Source organism: Sporosarcina sp. P7, assembly GCF_002743425.1.
Lineage (GTDB): Bacteria > Bacillota > Bacilli > Bacillales_A > Planococcaceae > Sporosarcina.
This window is the reverse complement of record NZ_PDZF01000008.1, coordinates 1-22,835: the sequence shown is the minus strand read 5'-3', so window position 1 is coordinate 22,835 and position 22,835 is coordinate 1. Positions and strand designations below refer to the sequence as shown.

28 protein-coding genes and 1 riboswitch are annotated in these 22,835 nt (G+C 40.4%); of the genes, 11 read left to right on the top strand and 17 right to left on the bottom strand.

The genetic code is table 11. The annotated features are described in order from the left end of the window. Positions 1 to 4: 4 nt before the first annotated feature. The 3 genes from CSV60_RS09245 to CSV60_RS09235 all read left to right on the top strand — a co-directional run bounded on the left by CSV60_RS09245 (position 5) and on the right by CSV60_RS09235 (position 1,840). Positions 5 to 457 carry a protoporphyrinogen oxidase gene (locus tag CSV60_RS09245; protein ID WP_099636777.1) on the top strand — a complete coding sequence of 151 codons (453 nt, stop codon included), beginning with the start codon at positions 5 to 7 and terminating at the stop codon, positions 455 to 457. Beyond that, positions 457 to 1,392 carry a TRM11 family SAM-dependent methyltransferase gene (locus CSV60_RS09240; protein ID WP_099636776.1) on the top strand — a complete coding sequence of 312 codons (936 nt, stop codon included), beginning with the start codon at positions 457 to 459 and terminating at the stop codon, positions 1,390 to 1,392. The genes CSV60_RS09245 and CSV60_RS09240 overlap by 1 nt, the downstream gene beginning before the upstream one ends. 244 nt (positions 1,393 to 1,636) lie before the next feature. Then, on the top strand, positions 1,637 to 1,840 hold the full coding sequence (locus CSV60_RS09235) for a hypothetical protein (RefSeq protein ID WP_099636775.1): 204 nt from the start codon (positions 1,637 to 1,639) through the stop codon (positions 1,838 to 1,840). 206 nt (positions 1,841 to 2,046) lie between these two features. On the opposite strand, the gene CSV60_RS09230 is transcribed toward CSV60_RS09235, so the two are convergent. From CSV60_RS09230 to CSV60_RS09225, 3 genes are all read right to left on the bottom strand, one after another. Then, positions 2,047 to 3,414, bottom strand: a complete 1,368-nt coding sequence (locus CSV60_RS09230) for a leucyl aminopeptidase family protein (protein ID WP_099636774.1) — start codon at positions 3,412 to 3,414, stop codon at positions 2,047 to 2,049. A 45-nt stretch (positions 3,415 to 3,459) separates the two neighbouring features. Continuing rightward, positions 3,460 to 3,615, bottom strand: a complete 156-nt coding sequence (locus tag CSV60_RS15960) for a hypothetical protein (protein ID WP_169535198.1) — start codon at positions 3,613 to 3,615, stop codon at positions 3,460 to 3,462. 126 nt (positions 3,616 to 3,741) lie between these two features. Continuing rightward, positions 3,742 to 3,978: a hypothetical protein gene (locus tag CSV60_RS09225; protein WP_099636773.1), complete on the bottom strand. Its 237-nt coding sequence runs from the start codon at positions 3,976 to 3,978 to the stop codon at positions 3,742 to 3,744. 88 nt (positions 3,979 to 4,066) lie between these two features. Between CSV60_RS09225 and CSV60_RS09220 the strand changes: the two genes are divergently transcribed. Further along, positions 4,067 to 4,510 (top strand): YaiI/YqxD family protein, encoded by a 444-nt coding sequence (locus CSV60_RS09220; protein ID WP_099636772.1) that lies wholly within the window; start codon positions 4,067 to 4,069, stop codon positions 4,508 to 4,510. A 59-nt stretch (positions 4,511 to 4,569) separates the two neighbouring features. Here the strand turns inward: CSV60_RS09220 and CSV60_RS09215 are convergent, their stop codons facing one another. Further along, positions 4,570 to 4,869 (bottom strand): cupin domain-containing protein, encoded by a 300-nt coding sequence (locus CSV60_RS09215; protein WP_099636771.1) that lies wholly within the window; start codon positions 4,867 to 4,869, stop codon positions 4,570 to 4,572. 344 nt (positions 4,870 to 5,213) lie between these two features. On the opposite strand from CSV60_RS09215, the gene CSV60_RS09210 reads away from it, so the two are divergent. Further along, positions 5,214 to 6,293, top strand: a complete 1,080-nt coding sequence (locus CSV60_RS09210; RefSeq protein ID WP_099631389.1) for a type III polyketide synthase — start codon at positions 5,214 to 5,216, stop codon at positions 6,291 to 6,293. Position 6,294: 1 nt separating this feature from the next. Beyond that, the gene (locus CSV60_RS09205) at positions 6,295 to 6,822 is read left to right on the top strand and encodes an isoprenylcysteine carboxyl methyltransferase family protein (protein WP_099636770.1); all 528 of its coding nucleotides are present in this window, start codon (positions 6,295 to 6,297) and stop codon (positions 6,820 to 6,822) included. Positions 6,823 to 6,969: 147 nt separating this feature from the next. On the opposite strand, the gene CSV60_RS09200 is transcribed toward CSV60_RS09205, so the two are convergent. From CSV60_RS09200 to CSV60_RS09185, 4 genes are read right to left on the bottom strand one after another with little or no spacing between them, the layout of a single operon-like run. Next, positions 6,970 to 7,710, bottom strand: a complete 741-nt coding sequence (locus tag CSV60_RS09200) for a thermonuclease family protein (RefSeq protein ID WP_099631387.1) — start codon at positions 7,708 to 7,710, stop codon at positions 6,970 to 6,972. A gap of 13 nt (positions 7,711 to 7,723) precedes the next feature. Next, complete coding sequence (locus CSV60_RS09195) at positions 7,724 to 8,065, bottom strand: fluoride efflux transporter FluC (RefSeq protein ID WP_099631386.1); 342 nt, start codon at positions 8,063 to 8,065, stop codon at positions 7,724 to 7,726. Next, positions 8,062 to 8,436, bottom strand: a complete 375-nt coding sequence (locus tag CSV60_RS09190; RefSeq protein ID WP_099636769.1) for a fluoride efflux transporter FluC — start codon at positions 8,434 to 8,436, stop codon at positions 8,062 to 8,064. The genes CSV60_RS09195 and CSV60_RS09190 overlap by 4 nt, the downstream gene beginning before the upstream one ends. Before the next feature lie 17 nt (positions 8,437 to 8,453). Further along, complete coding sequence (locus tag CSV60_RS09185) at positions 8,454 to 9,251, bottom strand: alpha/beta hydrolase (protein ID WP_099631384.1); 798 nt, start codon at positions 9,249 to 9,251, stop codon at positions 8,454 to 8,456. Positions 9,252 to 9,358: 107 nt separating this feature from the next. On the opposite strand from CSV60_RS09185, the gene CSV60_RS09180 reads away from it, so the two are divergent. Next, complete coding sequence (locus CSV60_RS09180; protein ID WP_099636768.1) at positions 9,359 to 9,877, top strand: gamma carbonic anhydrase; 519 nt, start codon at positions 9,359 to 9,361, stop codon at positions 9,875 to 9,877. A gap of 325 nt (positions 9,878 to 10,202) precedes the next feature. On the opposite strand, the gene CSV60_RS09175 is transcribed toward CSV60_RS09180, so the two are convergent. From CSV60_RS09175 to CSV60_RS09160, 4 genes are all read right to left on the bottom strand, one after another. Continuing rightward, the gene (locus tag CSV60_RS09175) at positions 10,203 to 11,312 is read right to left on the bottom strand and encodes a Fe(3+) ABC transporter substrate-binding protein (RefSeq protein ID WP_233189589.1); all 1,110 of its coding nucleotides are present in this window, start codon (positions 11,310 to 11,312) and stop codon (positions 10,203 to 10,205) included. 180 nt (positions 11,313 to 11,492) lie between these two features. Further along, the gene (locus CSV60_RS09170; RefSeq protein WP_099636767.1) at positions 11,493 to 12,170 is read right to left on the bottom strand and encodes an ABC transporter ATP-binding protein; all 678 of its coding nucleotides are present in this window, start codon (positions 12,168 to 12,170) and stop codon (positions 11,493 to 11,495) included. Positions 12,171 to 12,175: 5 nt separating this feature from the next. Then, entirely contained in the window at positions 12,176 to 13,822 is a 1,647-nt protein-coding gene (locus CSV60_RS09165) for an ABC transporter permease (RefSeq protein ID WP_099636766.1), read from the bottom strand. Positions 13,823 to 14,109: 287 nt separating this feature from the next. Next, positions 14,110 to 14,967, bottom strand: coding sequence for a YitT family protein (locus CSV60_RS09160; RefSeq protein WP_099636765.1), 858 nt, complete (start codon positions 14,965 to 14,967; stop codon positions 14,110 to 14,112). A 308-nt stretch (positions 14,968 to 15,275) separates the two neighbouring features. On the opposite strand from CSV60_RS09160, the gene CSV60_RS09155 reads away from it, so the two are divergent. Then, complete coding sequence (locus CSV60_RS09155; RefSeq protein WP_099636764.1) at positions 15,276 to 15,440, top strand: Fur-regulated basic protein FbpA; 165 nt, start codon at positions 15,276 to 15,278, stop codon at positions 15,438 to 15,440. 358 nt (positions 15,441 to 15,798) lie between these two features. Here CSV60_RS09155 and CSV60_RS09150 read toward each other — a convergent pair whose 3' ends face one another. Then, positions 15,799 to 16,032 (bottom strand): YkuS family protein, encoded by a 234-nt coding sequence (locus CSV60_RS09150; RefSeq protein WP_099636763.1) that lies wholly within the window; start codon positions 16,030 to 16,032, stop codon positions 15,799 to 15,801. A 203-nt stretch (positions 16,033 to 16,235) separates the two neighbouring features. On the opposite strand from CSV60_RS09150, the gene CSV60_RS09145 reads away from it, so the two are divergent. Beyond that, a complete protein-coding gene (locus tag CSV60_RS09145; RefSeq protein ID WP_099631376.1) occupies positions 16,236 to 16,853 on the top strand; it encodes a hypothetical protein in 618 nt (205 codons plus the stop codon). Between the two features lie 6 nt (positions 16,854 to 16,859). Further along, on the top strand, positions 16,860 to 17,633 hold the full coding sequence (locus CSV60_RS09140) for a DUF3891 family protein (RefSeq protein ID WP_099636762.1): 774 nt from the start codon (positions 16,860 to 16,862) through the stop codon (positions 17,631 to 17,633). 46 nt (positions 17,634 to 17,679) lie between these two features. Here the strand turns inward: CSV60_RS09140 and metK are convergent, their stop codons facing one another. Beyond that, on the bottom strand, positions 17,680 to 18,891 hold the full coding sequence (gene metK, locus CSV60_RS09135) for a methionine adenosyltransferase (protein ID WP_099631374.1): 1,212 nt from the start codon (positions 18,889 to 18,891) through the stop codon (positions 17,680 to 17,682). Between the two features lie 176 nt (positions 18,892 to 19,067). Next, positions 19,068 to 19,187: riboswitch (SAM riboswitch) on the bottom strand. A 177-nt stretch (positions 19,188 to 19,364) separates the two neighbouring features. On the opposite strand from metK, the gene pckA reads away from it, so the two are divergent. Continuing rightward, entirely contained in the window at positions 19,365 to 20,957 is a 1,593-nt protein-coding gene (gene pckA, locus CSV60_RS09130; RefSeq protein ID WP_099631373.1) for a phosphoenolpyruvate carboxykinase (ATP), read from the top strand. A gap of 85 nt (positions 20,958 to 21,042) precedes the next feature. Here the strand turns inward: pckA and CSV60_RS09125 are convergent, their stop codons facing one another. From CSV60_RS09125 to CSV60_RS09115, 3 genes are read right to left on the bottom strand one after another with little or no spacing between them, the layout of a single operon-like run. Beyond that, on the bottom strand, positions 21,043 to 21,834 hold the full coding sequence (locus CSV60_RS09125) for an alpha/beta hydrolase family protein (RefSeq protein ID WP_099636761.1): 792 nt from the start codon (positions 21,832 to 21,834) through the stop codon (positions 21,043 to 21,045). Beyond that, positions 21,818 to 22,285 carry an NUDIX hydrolase gene (locus tag CSV60_RS09120; RefSeq protein ID WP_099636760.1) on the bottom strand — a complete coding sequence of 156 codons (468 nt, stop codon included), beginning with the start codon at positions 22,283 to 22,285 and terminating at the stop codon, positions 21,818 to 21,820. Before CSV60_RS09120 ends, CSV60_RS09125 begins: the two co-directional genes overlap by 17 nt. A gap of 48 nt (positions 22,286 to 22,333) precedes the next feature. After that, the gene (locus CSV60_RS09115; RefSeq protein WP_233189588.1) at positions 22,334 to 22,648 is read right to left on the bottom strand and encodes a transposase; all 315 of its coding nucleotides are present in this window, start codon (positions 22,646 to 22,648) and stop codon (positions 22,334 to 22,336) included. Between the last annotated feature and the right edge of the window lie 187 nt (positions 22,649 to 22,835).

Here is a 22,835-nt window from a genome sequence, read left to right as displayed (position 1 = left end):
AAAAATGAGGACATTAACAATTAAAACAATAGAAGTATGTGGAAAAGAAACAGAAGAAGCAGTACGTATTGCGGATGAACGTTTTTCACACGAACCCATCTCGTATTTGAAATCTAATATAGCTGAGTTTCTTTTTGTCGAGTCACCTGAATTTGATGAAATCCAAGTTGATTCGCTAGCACTTGAAGTGGACGATATTTTCAAAACGTATATGGCGTTATTTGGTTTACAAGGCAAGAAAAAAGAAGGCGAACTAATTCGTACATTTATTGAGGAAAAACTTCAGCACAACTTAAATGGTTTTAGTATTTCGTTTTCGGATAACGAAGGTTTCTGGGAATTGAATGTTCCGTTTGATTCTCTTAATGGATTTGATGAGGCGATGTCCATAAAAGATGCATTACAACTTCTATATGTAGTACTGGATGATTTGCATAAAATGAGAGCAAATAGCTGATGGCATTGCAGTTTATCTACACGTATATTCGACACCGTGATGAAAAAGAATTATGTCGGATGGAAATGCGGGCTTTTTTCGGCCAGGACGTAAAGGATAACGTGATCGTAAGTGATATTGCGGTTGACCCGTCACGAAGTCCGTTCATACAAACACGACTCGAAGTCTTACTGGATGCGGACAGCTTGGAATTGCTAGCTGACAAAGCTTCTGAATTGGAGATCGATCAATTATTTAAAACAGTCTGCTTGAACGATATAACGCTTGCGGAAACAGCTAAAATTAGTCATGATACTCGTCGTGACATTGAGCGCACCATAGGATTACAGATTAACGGTGAACCAGAACTCGATCATCCGGAAGTGTTCATTGGCATTATGAAATTGGATAATCACTGGTACGCAGGGAAATTACTTTATAGTTCTTCTGACTGGCATGTGCACCAACAGAAGCCGCACATGTACTCTACTGCGCTGGGTACCCGTTTAGCTAGAGCCGCCGTCAATATCGCAGTGCCACACCCTGAAGGGAAACGCGTCATCGATCCTTGCTGTGGAATTGGAACTGTCCTTGTTGAAGCACTATCTATGGGGATACCTATTGAAGGTCGTGATATTAATCCACTCGTCGTCTATGGTTCGCGAAAAAATATCGACTACTTCGGTCTGAAAGGCAATGTCACAATAGGTCCAATTGCCGATGTCGACGAAGCATACGATGTGGCGATCATTGACATGCCGTATAATTTATTTACACATATTACTGCAGAAGGTCAACTCGAGATTTTGAAAGAAGCTCGTCGTTTTTCAAAAAGCTGTTTAATCATCACAATTGAGAATATGGACGAAATGCTCGAAAATGCTGGATTTGAGATAGTAGATCGTTGTCTTGCTCGCAAAGGTACTTTTTCGCGTGAAGTAGTTCTATGTAAATAATGAAAGATGCGTGGGGATTTTTTCCTCACGCATCTTTTTTCCATTTTGGGGCAGCAGCAATTTTATTCACAAGTACATACTTCCCTTTATTTGTTAACTTGATAAATCGTAATAATTGTTAAATGTTTCATTACAAGAAGTGTGAATTTTGTAAATTAGGGGAAACAGAAGTAATGAGCATATTATCTTTTACACTATTCGTTTTTTCCAGTGAACAATTATTCTTAAGTAAGGAGTGATATCTATGTTTATTAGCATCATGAAGCTTTTAAGTATTCTCTATCTATGGACATGGTTCGTATGGCCATTCGTTTTTGTTATATCAATAATTTATGCAATCAAGGAGCTAGTGAAGGAAGAACCAGCATTTATGAAACCTGCAATTATCGCATCGGTATCTTTGTTAATCATTCTAGCAGGACTCGCCTCCCCTTCGTTGTTTTTATGAGAGATTAAATCGAAGTCAAAGCGGTAGAGCATTTCGTTGCACTTATGATGAGAAGGCTCAAGCCGCGCCCTCAGGAAAATATCTCCAGTTAGAGCATCAATTTCTTTACAAATAGTAGTAACTCTTCAATGCTAACTCCCTGTAATCAAACATACAAAAAAGAATGTCCGTTGAAGTATCGTTACTTCTAGGACATTCTTTTGATATTATTTAGTCAACGACACTGCATAATCCGCAAGCAAACGTGCTCCGTAACCTGTTGCAGATTTTGTGTAATACCCCTTCGATTTCTGCTTATCCATGACACCTGCCATGTCCACATGCAACCAGTTATTCTTCGGAGCAAACTTACGCAAGAAGAGACCAGCCGTGATCGAACCTGCCACAGTTAAAGAACTTATATTATTGCAATCAGCATAGGCGCTGTCAAGTGATTCCTCATACTCATCCACTAGTGGAAGTGGCCAAACAAAGTCGCCGTTTTGATCGCCGATTTTCTTCAGTTTATAACACAACTCTTCATCGCCAAAGACTCCACCGACTTCTGTACCTAGAGCAGCTACAACCGCGCCGGTCAATGTAGCGATATCGACTGTGTAATCAGCATTTAATTCTCCTGCCCGAATTAATCCATCAGCCAAAATCAAACGCCCTTCTGCATCTGTATTACCGACTTGTACACTGATGCCGTTCTTATATTGAATCACTTCGCCCGGCATTACAGCGTCGGGTCCAGGTGTATTTTCAACCATTGGAATCAGCACGACTACATTCACTTTTGCATCTGAATGAGCTAGTAGTGATAATGCACCGCTGACAGCTGCTGAACCGCCCATATCCATACGCATGTCACTGTCATCGCGTCCGCCCTTCAAGCTAATACCGCCTGAATCGTACGTTACGCCTTTTCCGACAAGAGCCACGAGTGGTTTTGACGCATCTGTCTGCAAAGTCATCTCAACAAATGAGGGCTCATACTTACTGCCACGGCAAACTGTTAATACGCCGTTCATTTCGTGTTCTTCGATTTCTTTTTTACCTAGTACATTGATTTTCACTTTTGTTCCTTTGAAATGGTCTTTTAATACTTCTGGATACGTCTCTGGGTTCAATACATCAGAGAGTTCATTCATCAAATCCCGAGAAAACGCCATAGCGGCAGCACGTATTTCTCCTGATTTGACTGCTGCTTGATCTGCACCTTTTACATCTAATGTAGTGACAGGATTCGCCTTTTTAGATTGGTAGCGGTCAAAGTTATAGGCGCCAAGGTGCCATCCTTCGACGAAAGCCGTGACTGCTTCGTCTACAGACGACCATTTTTGCGCTAGCTGATCTGCTTGAATCGAAGCAGAATGTACCTTTTGTGCCGCGAGCTTGCGAGAGATTTCACCTGCAATACTGCGAATTGCATCTACTGTTTTCCATTCTTTATTTTTTATAACGACTAGCTGTTTTCCCTCATGTACAAACGTGGAAAATTCCTCGGCTTGATTGTCGACAAATTGCTTTACCAACAGATTCTTCGTTATTTGTCCATCTGTTGAAAATAAAATTTCTACATTGATTTGCATAGTTATAATAGCTCCCTCCACTATTTCGGTTTCCTAAATAGTTTATCACTTTTTACCTGATAGCGCTAAGAAGAGCGTTGCTAGCGGTCCTAAAAACAAAGATAAGATAAACCAGTTCAATCCACTTCTGTTTTTTCCCTGTGCCAATACTGCATTAATTAAAGCTAATGTACCCCATCCCACGAAATATCCTTCATTCATTTTTCATCACTCCGTTATGTAGTTGTATCGTATACATACGATTTGCTATACAGGTTGGTTTCATTAATAACGGTTAACGCAAAAAAAAAGGAACATCCGTGATGTCCCTTTTTTTGCATGACTTTATTAGCTACCTATTGATGTAGGTGCGTTATCCTCAGTCGCATTTCGGTAGTTTTGATTACCGACTTTAGCTCTTACTTCTTCTTCTGTCAACGGTGGTGGAATTTCGTGATCTGCTAATGCTTTGGTTTCAAGTGGCACTTCTACGTTCTCCATGGCAGCATTCTTTGCATCTATTTCGCGTCCATATTGCTCACGTTGTTCTGCAGTAGTTCGTTGTTCTTTTGATAAATCAGCCATTTCATCACCTCAACCTCATGTTTTTACTTATCTTTCCCGATATTTGCTATACTAAACCTACTAGAAGAAGTAGGAGGAGAGGGATAACGTGACAACGATTTTAGTGGATGCAGATGGCTGTCCGGTAATTCATGAAACGATCGGAATTGCGAAAGAATACGGCCTACCTTGTGTATTAATATGTGACACTGCACATGAAATGCATCGGGAAGGCGCTGAGACGATTACTGTTTCCAAAGGTGCCGACGCAGTCGATTTTGTATTAGTGAACCGTATAAAAAAGGGGGATATCGTCGTCACTCAAGACTATGGATTGGCTGCTATGGCGTTAGCGAAACAAGGTTTGCCTCTTGATCAGAACGGTAGATGGTTTACAAATGACAATATTGATCAATTACTTGCAGCACGTCATAAAGCACAGAAAATCCGCCGAGCAGGAGGTCGTTTACGCGGCCCCAAAAAACGAACTGCTGAACAGAATGAAGGATTCGTTTCCAGTTTGCGTGAATTATGTAAAACAATTCAGCCTTAAATTAGTCTACATAATAAACAGAGACTACAAGTACTACTTGCGGTCTCTGTTTATTATCTTCACGGCTTTACTTGAATAACTAAAACGTCTGAATCCTCTACCGCATGCAAACTATGTCTTTCTAGCGGCACCATATGCAAGACATTATCTGGCGTTACATCAATCGGCTCGCCTTCCACTGTGAATCGTACTTTTCCTTTTCGCACAATGATGAATACTTCTTTATTCGCATCATGCTCTGCCACTTCCTCACCTGCACGCAATTGAATATTCATCAAGATTGCATTGTCGACATCCGCCACTTTTTCAATATGTTTTTTCTTCTCAGTTAGCTGCTTCTTAGTATCGATTACATTCATAACTTATCTCCCCTTTCAAAATTTCTTGCATAATCAGTTTATACGATTTTTGTTTACCATAAAAGTGATACGTAATAGAAACGGGCATGATTCCTTAGTGGTTGCACAACGCATCTAACACTTTATAGTTTTCTGCTACCTTAAAAGGGGAATAGTGGGATAGCATGACAACGCCCGATCCATTTTGCATGGTCGAAGTACTGCAAGATGGAATAGGAAATTAATCTACTATACTTAATTCTATCTTTAAGACAAGTCCTTCACTTCCATTGCATATAGTTTACGAGAAGCTACGCCATAATTTACTGCTCGCGCACGCTATTAATTTTATCGGAGGTAACCCTATGCCAATTATTCAATCTGTCAGTACCGTTAGGCCGCCTGTTGATTTACCACAGGAAGAGGCTATGACATTTGCCCGCTCTTTATTTTCGGATTCATTTAAAGATATTGATCGCTTGTTGAAAGTGTTCCAAAACGGTGAAATTGATTCACGACAAGTATGTATGCCGTTGGAATGGTATGCGGAGCCACATGATTTTGAAACAAAAAACAACTTATACATTCAGCACGCCGTGACTCTTGGCAAACGAGCAGTCGAACAATGTCTCAACAATACGACTTCGCTTGAACGTCCGGTGAATGCTGCTGAAATAGACGCGATATTCTTTGTTTCAAGTAGTGGTATTGCCACACCAAGTATCGATGCCCGTCTTATTAATGAATTACCATTTCGACATGATATTAAACGTATCCCTATTTGGGGTCTTGGTTGCGCAGGTGGGGCTTCGGGTATGAGTCGGGCTTTTGATTACTGTAAAGCTTATCCTGAATCGAATGTTCTCGTTCTGGCTATAGAACTTTGCAGCTTAACGTTTCAACGGGATGATGTGTCGAAAAGTAACTTGGTCGGTGTTTCATTATTTTCCGATGGTGTTGCTTGCGCACTTGTTTCTGGAGAACAGTCTACCGTTAAAAGCACTCGTCCGATGCCGCATATCCGTGCAACATCTTCACGTTTCATGCCCAATTCAGAGGACGTGATGGGCTGGGACATTAAAAATGATGGCTTGCATGTGGTCTTTTCAAAGAGTATTCCAAACGTTATCAAGAGTTGGTTAGGACCCTTCGTGCATCAATTCGTAGAAGATCATGATCTGTCAATGGAAGACGTACAGCATTTCGTTGCCCATCCAGGCGGTAAAAAAGTATTGGATGCTTATCAAAAAGCCTTGGATATGAATCAAGAGCAAACCGCTACGTCGAAAAAAGTATTGCAATATCATGGGAATATGTCGTCTCCTACTGTGCTCTACGTACTCAAAGATTTCATCGAGCAGCAGCCTGCTAAAGGGGAATACGGGTTAATGGCAGCACTGGGTCCAGGCTTCTGTGGAGAACTACTGTTGTTGGAGTGGCAGTGAAATGGGTAGGCTCTTCCTGTTTGTTTTTATCATCGTCGTTATGCAACGATTAGTAGAATTAGTCATCGCTAATCGTAACGAAAAGTGGATACGCAGTAAAGGCGCAATAGAAATCGGCGCATCCCATTATAAATGGATGGTTCTGATGCATACGGCATTTTTCATTTCCTTGCTAATCGAAGTTCTGTTATTCAACCGTCCCTTATCACCATTCTCAGGTGCCTTTGTTGCAGTCTTCCTATTGATGCAAGTTCTGCGTGTCTGGTGTCTGTTATCATTAGGGAAGTTTTGGAACACTAAAATTCTCATACTACCAGGAGCGAACGTACGGAAAAAAGGACCTTACCGCTGGATCCGCCACCCGAACTATGTCATTGTCACAACTGAACTGATTGTCTTACCTTTACTATTCAGTGCATACTTCACAGCGGGTCTATTTTTAATACTAAACATCTGGATGCTGTCCGTTCGTATTCCCGCTGAAGAACGTGCATTGCGGGAGTTTACGAATTATAATGAAGTGTTTTGATAAAAAAAAGAATGAAGGCAATTCCTTAATAAACAGGATTTGCCTTCATTTTTTTATTAGCATTTATATACAAAAATGCTACGCCCGTTACCCGTAAATGGAAAGCGTTCGCTAATGCGTTCCTCGTACTTACTTCGTATTTCTATTCTAACAAGCTTGTCCGTCACTATTGCCATCTAGATGTTCTTTATATGCAGGGTGTCCTTTCGTAACGCCCTTCGGATATACCTTACGCAGTTCTGTACAATTCTTGAAATCCTGTGTTTCACCATAGACAGGTATCTTCACAGAATCAGCGGGATATTTCTCACTATCAAAACCTCGGTCTGTTGTATAATCTTCCAACGTCCAGATCCCTATGCCAGATTTCTTGGCTTGTTGCTCCGCTTTTTCAAATGCATCCAGATGCCGTGTGTTAGGTGGATACACATAAGCGACTCTCGCTAATCCCTCTTTCAATAACTGCTCTTGCACACTCTTGCCGTCTATGTAAATATACGCTAACAATCTACCGTATTTATCGTATTTTCCGCCTACATCAAACTCGATTTCAAGACGTCCTTTTTGCAGTAGCTCTTGGTTACGCACTTTAGCTTGCTGCCCGTAAGGTTGCTTGCCAAGACGGGGATGGTTCGTTTCTGGTGTATCAATTAATAAATACCGTACATTTTCTTCTTTACCTTCATACATAATCTTGATCGTATCACCGTCAATTGTTTTGACTAATTCAACAGGTATAAGACCTTGACGACTCGGTTCTTTTTCCTCATCCTCAAATAGTTCTGGGAAATATATTGCAACTATCGCAACCCCTAAAGCAATCAAGAATGATGTAATCATTTTCTTGCGTTTATTTTGTTTCACTTTGGATGTCGTTTTCTTACTCATCAGAACCTCTTTTCTATAAGCTAAAACCTAAAAAGGCCAAGCCTATCCCCACTATGAACGTTACAAGTGTATAACAAATAGCTTGGAGCTTTTGACCTCCAGCCCAGAACGTCCAAATCTCTTTCATTAACGTAGAATAGGTCGTTAAAGCGCCAGCCACACCCGTTGCAGAGAACAACGTCCAACTGAGTGAAAGATTTGAACCTATAATCCAACCAATGAAGAAGCTTCCAATTGAATTAACAAGTAGCGTTCCATATGGCATACGTTTTCGATTGAGCTTAGAAGATACCTCAAAACGCAATAGCGCCCCTATAAATCCGCCACAACCAACTGCTATGAAATGCCAGATCATACCGTTAACCTCCTAGCCAATGAAAAGCCAAGCGCCGCCATAGCTAGTCCACCTAATAAACTGCTAAAGACGTAGGTAACAGCAAGTCCAAAAAATCCATCACTTAGCAATTCAACTGTTTCTACACTGACCGCTGAAAACGTCGTAAATGCACCAAGGAATCCTGAAGTTATCACTGTCACTGCTAGAGAGCTAAGACTACCCAAAAGACGGGCACGTTCCACTATGTAGCAAAGTATAAACGTACCCATCATATTCACTAAGAATGTAGCGATAGGAAAAGAAGCACTGACGATCAACAGGTGACCGATCAGCAGCCTTGTGCTCGCTCCAAAAGCCCCAGCCACACCTATGTACAGACGTTCTCTCATATGTTCACGACCTTATTTCATTCGATAATATATCCTAGCGAGTGAAGTACATTATGGATGAATGATAGTGTATATAAATAGATCCCTTCTTGCTCAGGTGCTTGGATGACATCGTGCTCAACATCTTTCCATCGTTTCCATTGCAGTTCAGATAGATTTTGTGCGAATGCCCACTTGCGTGTGTAATCGGTATTGGTGATTTGATCCGCTTCCCCCGTATGCAGTAATAATGGTACGTCCTGGATAATTAGATCAGGTTGCATAACTGATTTCATAAGCGTCTGTAACTCGCGGTACCAGCCGCCCGTCACAATGGATACATACATTGGATCTTCCGCATATTGCTCCAAGAATTCAGGGTTGCGTGATAGAAGTTCAGGCGTGATTTCATGATCCAATGTCATCGTTTGAGACCACTTTGTAAACATTTTCGCACGGATCGGCGGATGATGTTCTAGATGTAGCCAAGGCGATGTGCAAATGACTCCTGCACAATCAATTCGTTCCATCTGTAATAAACGTAGTAAGAACGTAGCACCCAATCCATGTCCAAATAAAAACACAGGCAAATTATCATCTAAACCGCTACGGATCATTTTTTTGATAAATCTACGGTAGTCTCTAAATGCCTCAGCATGCACTTCAACATTTTCTTTGCCGTGACCAGGTAAATCTCCTGCTACGACATGAAAGCCGTCACTTCGAAATTTTTGTATGAGCCATACATATCTTCTATGATGTTCATATGCGTTATGTACAAGAACGATAACACCTTTTGCCTTACCTTCTGCTTCCCACTTCCACAAAGTTACCACTCCTTATTTGACTAGCTTATTCTATCCATTTCATTCTTATGTTTCACAAATACTAAATGTTTGTTACGATAAATTATACATGATTATTTAGAAATGAGGAGATTTGATTGATTTATCCATACGAAGGTAAATTACCAGAGATTGACCCATCCGTCTATATTGCGGACTATGTAACGATTTCAGGAGATGTAACTATAGGTCCTGAATCGTCTATATGGTTCAATACCGTTATACGTGGGGATGTATCTCCTACTATTATAGGACGAAAAGTAAATATACAGGATTTCTGCTGTCTACATCAAAGCCCAAAGTATCCATTAATTCTTGAAGATAATGTGACGATCGGTCACAAAGTCATGCTCCATAGTTGCACAATTAAAACCGGTGCACTTGTCGGAATGGGCGCTACCGTTCTCGATGGGGCTGAGGTTGGTGAAGGGGCATTCATCGGTGCTGGCAGCTTGGTAACTCCAGGCAAGAAGATTCCGCCTAACACATTAGCAATCGGTTCTCCAGCTCGTGTTGTTCGTGAGTTGACTGATGAAGATCGCGCAGATATGACAAGAATCGTCAATGATTATGCACGTAAAGGTCAATTATATAAAGCCTTGCAAGAAGAGAATTAATTGAAGCACCCGTAATTAGCGGGTGCTTATTTTAATATCGTCTAAATTTTCGCGGATATTTCGAATGTTGTTGCTTATACATCTACTTCTCCACTATATACATAAATTCTACACTCCACTAACATATCATAAATTGAATGTCTTTTCGTTTGGACTGTTTTTATAAAGGATAAGAGTTTTACTATCTTTATTCTGACCAGTTAAAATTTTTCACACTACTTATGACTTATGATAGACCAGAAATGTTTCATCTACTTATAAAATCGGTAGTTGGCGTTTATTTATAGAAACAAAAAAGCAGCCCGAGAGCTGCTCTTTGTTAAACTTATTTCCAGCCTACTTCATTCATTAATTCTACAGCTTTCGGATTATACTTACCGTAATCTGCGAAGTCCACTTCTTGTGGTTTGAATGTACCCCATTCAGCCATCACTTCTGGTAATTTCGCTTCTTTATTAACTGGGAACTCAAAGTTTTCTGCAGTGAATTGTTCTTGAGCTTCCACAGTCGTTAAGTACTCAATCAATTTTACTGCATTTTCTTTGTTTTTACTGTGTTTAATCAAGCCAGCACCACTAATATTAATATGTGTTCCTGTAGTTTCCTGGTTCGGGAAAAACACACCAATCTGGTCGAACACTTTCACATCTTCTGCTTCGTCTGAAACAGACATGTGACCTACATAGTAACTATTCATAATCGCAACATCACCAACACCTGCAACGATTGCACGCGCTTGGTCGCGGTCTCCACCTTCAGGTTCGCGCGCCAAGTTATTTACAATACCTTGAGCCCATTCTTTCGCTTTGTCTTCGCCATCAATTGCAATCAATGATGCCATCAATGACTGGTTATACAAGCTATCAGATGAACGAACAAGTAATTTATCTTTCCATTTGTCTGTTGCAAGGTCTTCATAAGTTGATAATTCTTCAGGCTTCACGCGATCTTTTGAATAGACAATCACACGCGCACGAGTAGATAATCCAATCCATTCGTTGTCTGTGTCGCGAAGCTCTGCTGGTACTGCTTTATCAATTTCTTCAGATTCAATGGGCTGCAAAAGACCTTCTTCTTTTGCTGTGTTCAAGATCCCGCCATCAACCGTAATAAATAAATCAGCAGGTGTATTTTGTCCTTCACGCTTAAGACGCTCAATTAATTCTGGCGCTTTCGCTTCAATCACATTTACTTTAATGCCTGTCTTTTCTGTGAACTCTTCATAAAGAACTGCATCCACGTCATAGTGTCTAGCCGTATAGACGTTTACTTCTCCACCCGTTTTCTTATCTTCTGTTGCATCAGTTGTATCTTCAGCAGGAGTCTCTTCTTTTACTGGTTTGTCCTTTTGTTCCACTTTATCGGAACTTGAGTTACATGCCCCTAGAACTGCTGCAAGCATTAATAGAGCGAATGCCCATAAAAATTTCTTCACATTGATTTCTCTCCTTGTTTTCTCATATACGTTGCATATCTCCAAACGGTAATGAGAATCATTTTCAGTACTAAAGAAATTGTAATACAATATCGAGTATAAGTCTAGTATTCATTTTCTTTTATTTCTATAAATAAAAGGAGAGTATCGGAAATATATCCGATACTCTCTAGTACAAAGTTAAACAGGTATTGATTCTTTGTCCGATCCAATATACGTTGCACAATCAATATAGATCGTTCGATCACAAATTGCGTCCACATCAGCTTGGTCATGCGAGACAAACAGACATGTAATATTTGCCTTTTGCAAGATATCGCGAACTTCCATTCGAATCAATGACTTCAAATTCGTATCCAGATTACTAAACGGCTCATCCATCAACAGGATGGAAGGTGAAGGCGCCAAAGCCCTTGCCAATGCCACACGTTGCTGTTGTCCCCCGCTAAGTTCATGGGGGTAACGTTTGGCAAACTCTTGCAATTGAACAAGTTCCAACATTTCATCCAAACGCTTCTTTTTCTCAGGACGCTTCATCTTGTGTAAGCCAAAGCAAATGTTTTCGCTGACTGTCAGATGTGGAAATAGTGCATAGTTCTGAAACACCATGCCTACACCGCGCTTCTCTGCCTCGATATATGTGTTATCTCCTACAATCAATCTGCCATCGAGTTCGATACTGCCTGCCGTAGGATCTTCCAAACCTGCAAGCAACCGTAGCAAAGTACTTTTTCCACTACCACTCGCACCTACAATCCCTACGATTTCCCCTTTTTTAATCGTAAATGAAAAGCGATCAATGACAGGCTGCTGTTTTTTTGAATATCGAAATGATAAGTTTTGAATGTCTACGAACATTGTTCTCACTTCTCCTCAAATCTTAAAATTATAATCACCGACAAGATGCTTAGACAAATTAATAACAGAGAGGATGGTGCAGCTTCATATATTCTTTCATCAATTGCATATTGATAGGTCCGTGTCGCGAGCGTATCAAAGTTAAAAGGTCGCAACAGTAAGGTCAGCGGTAGTTCCTTCATAATTTCAAGGAATGCTAACGCAAATCCAATTAAGATCGAACCGCGTAATAATGGAAACTCTACTTTCCAAAATGTGTATGTCATACTTCGTCCTAGTAAGAATGAAGCTTCACGATAAGATGGTGGTACTTTTGTATAACCTGACTCAACCGAGTTGAATCCTTGCGCCATAAACCGAATAACGTATCCTGTGATCAGCATAGCGATCGACATACTTAATACGAGTGAGCCCGATTCTACACCTAACAGTTTCGGATAAATAAATGCCAGTTTCTCATCTAGCGTAATAAATAAAGCAAGTACGCCTATTGCGACGACTGCTCCTGGCACCGCATAACCGGACGTCATAATACGCGCAAGTAAATTTGACGAAGCGGATGGATACAAGTTAATCGTACGGGCAGCCAAAATCGCAAAGAAGCTTATAATCAATGCACCGATGAGGGCGGCCACTAGACTATTGGTTATTAAAGTGATGAAGTCTGCGCGCCATACTTTTTCATATGTTTTTAGTGACCAATAGATCAGTTGAACAAAAGGAATTAAAAAGGCACTGAAGAATACAATAGAACAAGAAAGGAATGCTAGCCAAGCAGTCCACCCACGTAATTTTTTACGTGCGAGTGGTCTGCTTTGTGTCACGTTTGTATCATACTTCCGACCTTTTCGTAAAAAGCGTTCGAGCATGAAAATCCCTAATATAATGACGAGCAACCAAGCAGCTAAACGCATAGCCGCATTGATATCATACATCCCGAACCACGTCTGGAAAATCGCCGTGGAAATCGTACGTACGCCAAAGAAACTGGCTACGCCATAATCACTTAACACTTCAAAGATGACGAGCATCGATCCTGCGATGATGGCAGGTCGTGCAATAGGTAATCCCAAACGGAAGAACATTTGGAAACCATTCAATCCAAGAGTTTTAGCACTCTCAATATACGATGCGCTTTGTTTTTCAAAATAATTGAGCGCAATCATATACACATACGGGTAAAGGAATAATGTGAGAACAAAAACCGCTCCACGCAATGACATGATCTCGATCGTGCCCGGTGTGAATTGATAATCAAAATAATTACGGAACAACGATTGAATGACGCCAGTATAGCTTGTCATTGTACTGTATGTATAAGCCGCTATATAAGGCGGTATAGCCAAAGGTATAATCAACAGCCATTTAAACTGTTTCCGTAATGGAAATTCATAGGCCGCGACAATCCAGGCCAGTACTAATCCGATGGTCGTCGAGAGGAACCCGACAGATCCAACTAAAATCACTGACCCTTTTACATAGTCAGCAAGCAAAAATTCTTTAATATGTTCCCAGTTTTCGCCTGTCGGCTGGAAGAAACTCAGTACAACATAGGCGACCGGCATAATAATGACGAGTGCACCAAGCATTGTAATGATGAACCAGCTATTTGCCCGACGACGAATCTCTCTTAGCCATATAGATGTTTTCATATACTATAATACCAACTTTACTACGCACGATGGCGGTTATGGTGTACGTTCATGATGACTTAAATAATATAAGTCACACTCAAGTATATACAAACTCTCTGTACATTCCAATGTTTTCACAAGAATTCAACAAATCTTTACTGTTGACGTTCGCCAAAATAATACATGATTATCGAGTAGGATTACACAGTGAATATGTTTACAGTGAGACTTCGTATATAAAAATGAAGACAAACTCTTTTAACGGAGTTCGTCTTCCTGTGAAAATACACGATCAATTTTCTGTTCTAAGCCAGTTTCTCATTTTCCTTTCTAAAGAAACCGAAAATACCTACTGTTTGTACGATATTGGTAAATGCTTGCGGATCCGTCTCATTGATAATCCGTTCCAAGTCATATAGTTCATATCTTGTGATCACGACATAAAGCATGTTCTTATCTTCTTTAGAGTAAGCACCTTTAGCGGGGAGTATAGTAATTCCACGCACCATTTGACGATGGATTGCTTGTTGAAGATCGTCTGCTTTGTGCGTGATAATCATCGCAGTTACTTTTTCATGTCGCGTATGAATCATGTCAATCACTGACGTAGTAACGTATAACGCAACCATTGTGTAAAGTGCGTTTTCCGGTTCATATAGAATCCCAGCGAATACGATAAGAATACCGTTTAACACTAGAAAGTATACACCGATTGGTTTATCCTGCATGCGAGAAAGAATCATCGCCACGATGTCCATTCCGCCAGTAGATGCACCTAGCTTTAGGGATATCCCTACACCAACACCTGCCAGTACCCCGCCAAATACCGCATTCAGCATAATATCTTCTGACATAGAACGCAGTGGCAATAATTCAAGGAATAGTGTAGTGAACGCAACGGATAATATACTATAAATAGTGAAACCTTTTCCTACTTTAAACCAACCCAGAATAAAGACCGGTATGTTGAACAGTAATAATAAAATACCTGTACTAATTGTCATGCCTAAGTGGTCTTTTAAAACACTTGATACTAACTGGGCTGCACCCGCAAATCCACTCGCATAGACATTTGCATTGATGAGAAAGAAATTTAATGATAGAGCCATAAGTAGCGATCCAAAAATAACTACCGTCACTCGTTTTGCTTCAATGAAAAACATAGCGACCTCCTCTGGTAAATAACAATTTAATGCACGAACTAGATTATATCTATTCTTACCTCATAATGGTACCCCTAAGCATCATTGGTTTTAAAAAAGCCGTTACGAATAGAACTATTCACTTTTTCATTTTGCCATTCCACTATTAAGTTATTAAGAATGTACTATAAAGCATAAGTCCCTATTACACTGCCAAAACGATATACACATTTAGTAGAGCAGTCCGAAAGTTCCAACTATGGTTTATACGGTTTAATTCGAGATCATAACGGCTATATTTAGAGGGGGAATCAAGGAGGAAATGCACGATGAAAACAAACAAAAAAGTAAGTGAATCAAAGCGAGACAAAATGATTGAAGAGCTCGTTTCAAATGGGGTATTTAAAATTGATGGGAAACAACTGTACGAATTACCGCTTCAATTATTAATGCAAGAATATGAAGCATTCGGTCAAGCTGACATTCAAATGTAATGAAAAGAAGACGTGCCAAATATGGCATGTCTCCTTTTCATTTACGCTAAGCAATCACACGACCATTGTGAATAGGATTTACCGGGCCGAGTGGTTTAATGTTAATCATCAGGAACAAAATCTCTTATCCAAAAAGAGTCAATGGTATTTTACTATTCTCTACACTCTTGCTCGTTAATGCTATGTGTCACATTAAACGGAGCTTTCTAACTGACAGAAACACTTTAAACAAATAGAATAGCTAGTAAAATCCCATTTGCATTGGTAACCCCCCGCCACTACTACCTGGCAAATAGAAAAACTGAAGAACCCCCTTTATTGGCTTGCTCTTCAGTCCTAAATAAATTGTATTCAATTATTAGCGATGTAATCTTTTTTCCACATCGTCTACGATGTCTTGTACAGAATTGCCTTCAATGCTCACCACGGGAAAGTCGAATTGGTCGATGTTGACGTCGCTCAAGGCACGGATTACGCCCATGTCATAGCCGCTTAGACGTTCATCACTTGCGAACATCGTCACTTCATGTCCTTTTTCCTCTAGTGCTTGTTTCACATCGTCAAATGGTACTTCTACAGCTATTTTCGCCATATTCCATTCCTCCTCAAAATACTACATGTATTTGGATAATACTTTATAATTTCCCGCTCTTACTTAAATTAAACATGGCTTCTTGTGATATGTTTATAAAATAGTAATAGTAAAACGATTTTTTTTGTGGTAAATGGGTATTTTACAGTTTAAGCTATTGAATTATTACACATAGAAGAATTTATAGAAGGAGTCGACGTGATATGTTCGGTTTAGCAGATCTCCTTAGCTTGGTAATTTCTTGTTTCATCATTTTACCTGTCGTTACATTTATAAGGGAAGCTGGCTATTTTATTATTAGTGGTCTTTTCGGTGTAAATAATGCCAGATTGACCATTGGGTCTGGACCCAGGCTCTTTAAATTCGGTGTATTTGATATACGTAAATATTATCATATAAATAGCTGGTTTACTTTTGACTCAGTCAAGAGAAAAAGTAATTTTGCTTATATATGCATATATGCTGGGCCGATTTTGATTAACGTTGTCGTGGCGCTCACAATAAATGCGCTCATTGCAAATGGTTTTTTTGAAGAGTCCAAAACATTTTGGAGCCGTTTTATATTCTACGCCTTCTATTTCGTTTTATTTGACTCCATTCCCATGAAAACCGTAAATGGGAAACCGAATAACGGTATGATTATTTATGAACTTCTACGATATGGCAAACGAATTGACTTCAATGAAGACCCCTTTATTCTCGGCACGACAGAGGCGGAAGAAATGTATCAAGAAGAAATGGATAAAATTGAAAAGGTAAAAGAAGAAATTAAAGAAGAAATCATACAAAACGATAGTTCCTCACCTGACAAGAAAGGATGAAGTAAAATGATTGTACGTGAACACGAGAAGTCATTCAGCTTCGTCCAACAACATCATCATGGACAACTTGCTGGAGAATTAATGGAACACTGGAAAAAGGATATGTTTCCTGATGATCAATGGCGTCATTCCGTATTAACTGCCATTCGTAACCACGACATCGGCTGGGCTCCTTTTGATAAACAACCTTTTTGGAATGATGCGAAATCGGCACCTTTTCGATTCACAGATTACCCACTTCTTCCAAAAACAGTACTTTATCGCCAAGGAATCGATGAGGTAGAAAAGCTTGATCACTACGCAGCAATGCTTTGTAGTTTTCATTATGAACAGTTTATACAGGGTAACGATAAAAAAGAAGCTAAGCAATTTATCGAGGGTGAACTGAATCGTCGTGAACGATTATGTAAAGAAGTCGAAGGTTTTGATAAGGAACTTTTTGAAATGCATTTTGCTTTGCTTCAGCTTGGAGACAACTTTTCCTTATATTGTTGTGTAAATGATCCAGGTGTCGACAAAGCGAATGAACATATATTCTTTCGTGATGGTATTCCTTCTACTGGTATTTTCCCTTCATTACCGATAGGACGAATTGGGATATACTTTGCAGATCAGCACACTATTAAAGTGGAGGGTTTTCCATTTAGCTATTCTTTTGATATTGAAGTAAAACAGAAGACAATCTTGAAAAAAGATATAGAGGATAAAGGATTGCAAAGGGCTTATGAAGAGGCAGACTATGAAATGATTCCTTTTCGTATTTCACCGGCAAAGAATTAAAAAGTGCAGAAAAAAGGAAATGATTCCTCTTTCTGCACTCATTACTTTATTGCTTCACACGTACTGTACTCGCAAGATCTTTCAACGCTTCCACTTTATCTGTCTGCTCCCATGGCAATTCGATATCAGTGCGGCCAAAGTGACCGTATGCTGCCGTTTGTTTGTAGATTGGACGACGTAGGTCAAGCATTTTAATAATTCCTGCCGGTCGAAGGTCAAATAATTCACGTACGAACTCTACTAATTGAGTCTCCGATAGTATACCGGTATCAAATGTATTGATCGAGATAGAAACCGGGCTAGCTACTCCAATAGCATACGCCAACTGAACTTCACAGTGCTCAGCCAGTCCAGCTGCAACGATGTTCTTTGCCACATAACGCGCTGCGTAAGAAGCCGAACGGTCCACTTTCGTAGCATCTTTCCCCGAGAATGCCCCGCCACCATGACGGGCATATCCACCATACGTATCAACGATGATTTTACGTCCAGTCAATCCAGAGTCTCCTTGAGGGCCACCAACGACAAAGCTGCCAGTAGGATTAATGAAGTATTTAGTATGCTCGTCCAATAAGTTCTTTGGAACGACTGCATCAATAACAACATTCTTTATATCCTGCTCGATTTGCTCGAGTGTTGCTTCAGGGTGATGTTGTGTGGAAATAACGATTGTGTCAATTCGCACAGGATTATTATCTTGGTCATATTCTACCGTTACTTGTGTTTTACCGTCAGGACGTAAATAGGAAATAAGTTCTTCTTTACGAGCTTGTGCCAGGCGTTGTGCCAATTTATGAGACAGGCTGATTGGCAGAGGCATTAATTCTGGCGTTTCATTACATGCATATCCAAACATCAGGCCTTGGTCTCCTGCACCGATTGCCTCTAATTCTTCATCAGACATAGAGCCTTCACGTGCTTCGAGTGCCACATTGACACTTGCAGCGATTTCGGGTGATTGCTCATCAATGGAAGTAAGTACAGCGGACGTTTCGTAATCGAAGCCGTATTTCGCACGAACATACCCAATTTCTTTAACAGTGTCGCGAACGACTTTTGGAATATCCACATACGTTGTCGTAGTGATTTCTCCCATTACTAATACGAGTCCAGTCGTTATACTCGTTTCACATGCCACACGCGCATTTGGATCTTCCGTTAGGATCGCATCTAAAATTGCATCTGAAATTTGGTCGCACATCTTGTCAGGATGGCCTTCTGTAACTGATTCTGATGTAAACAGTCGACGGTTTGTCATGTTATTTCCCCCTATATTAAGCATCATGATACGGTACTCTCATAAGTCCCTGGTAAAGTTCCACGCCTAGACGTCAAGCATATACCATAAGGATTCAGGGCTAGACAATATAAAAAGCCCTCCACTCATATTCAATCCATGAGTAAAAGGCAAAATTTCACGCGCAGCACCTTTCACTCTTATCGTCCAAGGAATTAAACCTTGCTTCAGGTTTGGCACCTTCGCGTTAGACTTACGTCTATTGCAGGTTGCCGGGTTTCACAGGGCCTGTACCCTCCACCAACTCGGGATAAGAGTATCCGTTCATGTCACATCGTATTAAAAAGTTTGGATTTTGTCAAATTATTTCTTCCAAATCACTTGAGTTTTCCATTAGTATAGATTAATATTCTTAATGTGTTATACTATTTACGAATTAGGATATTCTCAGTAAGATAAAAATAAATCGACTACGCAAAGGACGGTATGTAAACATGATATCTGCAAAAATTGATGATAGTTTAAAAAGTCTTCTTAGTGGAAGCAACGTGACGATCCAAGCGTCTGTGGCAGAACTAACGGAAAAAGCAGTGGCAAGAGGCGAAGCTAAACTTTCTGCTGACGGTGCGATCACTGCTCGTACAGGTAAATATACAGGACGCTCACCTAAGGACAAATTCATCGTTGAAGATGCAGTGTCTAAGGATAAAGTAGATTGGGGTAGCACAAACAGTCCGATTTCAGAGGAGATCTTTGATTCATTATACACAAAAGTCATCGAACATTTGAAGAAAAAAGACGAATTGTTTGTTTTTAAAGGATTTGCAGGAGCAGATAAAGACTCCCAATTGTCTATCCAGGTTATTAATGAATTAGCTTGGCAAAATCAGTTTGTTCACCAACTATTCATCCGTCCAACTGAAGAAGAATTGAAAGCACATGAATCGCAATTCACCATTTTGGCAGCCCCTTCATTTAAAGCGGATCCAAAAGTGGATGGCACAAACTCTGAAACGTTCATCATTTTATCGCTTGAAAAGCGAATTGTCTTAATTGGTGGAACAGAGTACGCTGGGGAAATGAAGAAATCTATTTTCTCTGTTATGAACTACTTACTACCCGAGCAGGATATCCTATCCATGCACTGTTCAGCAAACGTTGGAGAAGAAGGCGATGTTGCTTTGTTCTTTGGTCTATCTGGAACAGGTAAAACTACGCTTTCGGCAGATGCTGACCGTAAACTTATTGGTGACGATGAGCACGGCTGGTCTGATAATGGCGTGTTTAACATTGAAGGTGGATGTTACGCAAAATGTATTAACCTTTCTGCTGAAAAAGAACCTGAAATTTTCGGAGCCATTCGTTTCGGTGCTGTTTTAGAAAACGTAGTACTAGATGAAGAAACGCGCATTCCCGATTATGATGATAAATCATTAACTGAAAACACACGAGCTGCATATCCAATCGAAAACATTGATAATATCGTGACACCATCTGTTGCTGGTCATCCGAAGAACATCATCTTCCTTACAGCTGATGCTTCTGGCGTATTGCCTCCGATTTCTATTCTTTCAAAAGAACAGGCAATGTATCACTTCTTGAGCGGTTTCACTTCCAAACTTGCTGGAACTGAGCGTGGAATCACTGCTCCTGAACCAACATTCTCTACTTGCTTCGGTTCACCGTTCCTTCCACTCCCTGCAGCAACCTATGCAGAGATGCTTGGAAAGAAAATAGATGAGCATGGTTCAAAAGTATTCCTCGTGAATACAGGATGGACTGGCGGAATCTATGGTGTAGGTTCACGTATGAACTTAGGCTATACACGTACGATGGTACGCGCAGCAATCGCTGGTAAGTTGGATAATATAGAAACAAAGAAGAACGAAATCTTTGGATTAAATATGCCCCTTGAAATCGAAGGTGTGCCAAGCGATGTTCTACACCCTCGTGATGCTTGGGAAGATCCACAAGAATACGATAAAGAAGCAAACCGTTTGGCTGATGCTTTCCGTGAAAACTTCAAGAAGTTTTCTCATGTTTCCGAAGACATCGCAATCAAAGGCGGACCACCTGTCATTAAATAATGTCATACGAAAGAGGCTGACCAATCTGGTCAGCCTCTTTTTGCGTCTTTTTTATTGTAATCACATAAAAGCTAGCAAATGTTCATCATTGCCGCTTCATCCAATTCACTGCTTCTTTCACAAGCTGTCGATTCATTTCAGGAGGAATATAATGCGTATAGCCTTCCAAGTACCAAGTTTCAAACTCTTTATCCGCATCACGTAATGCATTCTCCAACAATATCGCCTGTTGGAAAGACACATTCGTGTCAAGAGTCCCGTGGATAATCAGTGTCGGAATATCGATATTCTCTATCTGGAATAGTGCCGACCTTTCACGATACGCATCCGGTTGATTATTCGGCGTGCCACCGATGACACGTTTCATCATACGCCGCATATCCTGTCGCTCTTTGTACGTGAAGACCACGTCTGAAACTCCAGCCCATGTCACCATAGAAGTTAAATCATCGCGCATTATAGCTGTCCATAATGCCATAATACCGCCTCTGGAAAAAGAAAATAGATGAATGCGATCTGAATTGACTGCACTTTGCTGTTTAAGTACTTCCACTCCCGTAACTGCGTCATTGCGATCCTCTCCAGCAAATTCATCCTTTCCTTCACCGCCCCGATTGCCACGGTAATAAGGAGCGAATACTACCAGTCCATGCGATGCGAATTGTGCGATACGCGCTGGTCTAACCATCCCTACATGTTGGATGCCGCCACGTAAATAAAGCAATCCATCATACCGTCCTTTTGCTTTTGGTGTTGCCAGAAGTCCTTTTACAAACAAACCGTCAGAACTATACGTGATTTCTTCCAATCTAACATGGGGGTTTGGGGAGGGATAGTCTTTCCTCCGTATGATTTTACCATCAGATTGTTCTATCATTCGCTTCTACCCACTTCCTAAGTTCACCCATTCCGCGGTCTTTCATGTGAAAGCTGAGTTCATTACAAGCATCTAGTTCAGCGTCTGTCATCCATACCGCGCCTTCTGTTTCCATTAATGTAAAGTCTTTTTCTACATGTGTTATATCTCCTGTGAAAACGGCCTTGCAAAAAGGTGGTTCAGTAAAGACAACATACTCTGCAAATGAATGAATATTTTCTAAAGTGACTCCTGTTTCTTCCATCGTTTCACGAATAGCCGCTTGTTCAATTGTCTCTCCTGATTCCGCTTTTCCACCGGGAAACTCAATTCCACGTATTTTATGTTTGGTCAATAACCAACGATTGTCGTCCTTAATCATTATGAGCACATGGCGGGATTCAATATGATGTGGATTAGGTCCAAAAGTCAGTTCAACATGGGCTCCTTGTAAATCTTCAAATTTTAGCAATATGAATCACGTCCTTTCCCTTAGTGTAGCGGAAAGGTAAGCGAGGAATCAACGAAATAGCGGCAGTTTCTCGATAAAACGTTTTGACTCATCATCGGTAAATTCATGAATCAAAGCAAAGACCTTTTTCAATCGTACATCCAATTTATCATTGTCTTTATCATAGTGATATTGCGCATACGGTACATGTGAGCGAAGAAAGTTTTGGAATTCCAGTTGTTCCATTTGAGAAAATAATTTTTCAAATATAGGATATACTTCTCTTGTTACTTCTACTTTGTATTCCCATGTCGAAGAGTGAGGATCTGTGAGTACTAATTTGTTATTAAGTGATATATACATCGGGTATTTTTCTTCTATCATAATCATCCTACTTTCTTTTTTACGTAGGATGCCTCATAAAGAAAAAATATTCTGCAACAAAGAGGCTGCGACAAAATTTTTAAAAACAGTCCGTTCCCCTACGCTACAAAAGGCACGCTTTCCGCGGGGCGCGCTTGAGCCTCCTCGTCGCTAAGTGCAAATACATGCTCTTAACGCTCCGCTTTTA

Bases quoted from the DNA above. Each gene is read 5' to 3' on its own strand.
- CSV60_RS09190 (WP_099636769.1), bottom strand. From the start codon at position 8,436: ATGAGAGAACGTCTGTACATAGGTGTGGCTGGGGCTTTTGGAGCGAGC.
- CSV60_RS09150 (WP_099636763.1), bottom strand. From the start codon at position 16,032: ATGGCGAAAATAGCTGTAGAAGTACCATTTGACGATGTGAAACAAGCA.
- CSV60_RS09210 (WP_099631389.1), top strand. From the start codon at position 5,214: ATGCCAATTATTCAATCTGTCAGTACCGTTAGGCCGCCTGTTGATTTA.
- CSV60_RS09165 (WP_099636766.1), bottom strand. From the start codon at position 13,822: ATGAAAACATCTATATGGCTAAGAGAGATTCGTCGTCGGGCAAATAGC.
- CSV60_RS09155 (WP_099636764.1), top strand. From the start codon at position 15,276: ATGAAAACAAACAAAAAAGTAAGTGAATCAAAGCGAGACAAAATGATT.
- CSV60_RS09160 (WP_099636765.1), bottom strand. From the start codon at position 14,967: ATGTTTTTCATTGAAGCAAAACGAGTGACGGTAGTTATTTTTGGATCG.
- CSV60_RS09145 (WP_099631376.1), top strand. From the start codon at position 16,236: ATGTTCGGTTTAGCAGATCTCCTTAGCTTGGTAATTTCTTGTTTCATC.
- CSV60_RS09235 (WP_099636775.1), top strand. From the start codon at position 1,637: ATGTTTATTAGCATCATGAAGCTTTTAAGTATTCTCTATCTATGGACA.
- pckA (WP_099631373.1), top strand. From the start codon at position 19,365: ATGATATCTGCAAAAATTGATGATAGTTTAAAAAGTCTTCTTAGTGGA.
- CSV60_RS09215 (WP_099636771.1), bottom strand. From the start codon at position 4,869: ATGAATGTAATCGATACTAAGAAGCAGCTAACTGAGAAGAAAAAACAT.
- CSV60_RS15960 (WP_169535198.1), bottom strand. From the start codon at position 3,615: ATGAATGAAGGATATTTCGTGGGATGGGGTACATTAGCTTTAATTAAT.
- CSV60_RS09125 (WP_099636761.1), bottom strand. From the start codon at position 21,834: ATGATAGAACAATCTGATGGTAAAATCATACGGAGGAAAGACTATCCC.
- CSV60_RS09115 (WP_233189588.1), bottom strand. From the start codon at position 22,648: ATGATAGAAGAAAAATACCCGATGTATATATCACTTAATAACAAATTA.
- metK (WP_099631374.1), bottom strand. From the start codon at position 18,891: ATGACAAACCGTCGACTGTTTACATCAGAATCAGTTACAGAAGGCCAT.
- CSV60_RS09200 (WP_099631387.1), bottom strand. From the start codon at position 7,710: ATGAGTAAGAAAACGACATCCAAAGTGAAACAAAATAAACGCAAGAAA.
- CSV60_RS09140 (WP_099636762.1), top strand. From the start codon at position 16,860: ATGATTGTACGTGAACACGAGAAGTCATTCAGCTTCGTCCAACAACAT.
- CSV60_RS09225 (WP_099636773.1), bottom strand. From the start codon at position 3,978: ATGGCTGATTTATCAAAAGAACAACGAACTACTGCAGAACAACGTGAG.
- CSV60_RS09245 (WP_099636777.1), top strand. From the start codon at position 5: ATGAGGACATTAACAATTAAAACAATAGAAGTATGTGGAAAAGAAACA.
- CSV60_RS09240 (WP_099636776.1), top strand. From the start codon at position 457: ATGGCATTGCAGTTTATCTACACGTATATTCGACACCGTGATGAAAAA.
- CSV60_RS09205 (WP_099636770.1), top strand. From the start codon at position 6,295: ATGGGTAGGCTCTTCCTGTTTGTTTTTATCATCGTCGTTATGCAACGA.
- CSV60_RS09230 (WP_099636774.1), bottom strand. From the start codon at position 3,414: ATGCAAATCAATGTAGAAATTTTATTTTCAACAGATGGACAAATAACG.
- CSV60_RS09170 (WP_099636767.1), bottom strand. From the start codon at position 12,170: ATGTTCGTAGACATTCAAAACTTATCATTTCGATATTCAAAAAAACAG.
- CSV60_RS09195 (WP_099631386.1), bottom strand. From the start codon at position 8,065: ATGATCTGGCATTTCATAGCAGTTGGTTGTGGCGGATTTATAGGGGCG.